Raw genomic sequence first — 205 nt, forward strand, 5'->3', positions numbered from 1 at the left:
ATGACACTCTCGGGCTCATACATAGTATCGATACAACAGCCGCTAATGAGCATGACATTACTGCAACAGGTCAATTGCTGCATGGCGAAGAAAAGCGAGTCTGGGGTGATTCTGGTTACACCGGGGCAGAAAAGCGCGAAGAACTGAAGTCTAAAGATGTGGAATGGCACATTGCAGAGAAGCCAAGTCGCTTAAGACATCGTCC

The 205-nt window shown here is 48.3% G+C and carries 1 protein-coding gene; it reads left to right on the plus strand.

All coding sequences use genetic code 11. The features are described from left to right. The coding region (locus Q1A69_RS20305; RefSeq protein ID WP_299589799.1) for a transposase at positions 1 to 205 on the plus strand (205 nt) is incomplete at both ends.

Source organism: uncultured Microbulbifer sp., from assembly GCF_947498635.1.
GTDB classification, from domain to species: Bacteria; Pseudomonadota; Gammaproteobacteria; order Pseudomonadales; family Cellvibrionaceae; genus Microbulbifer; species Microbulbifer echini.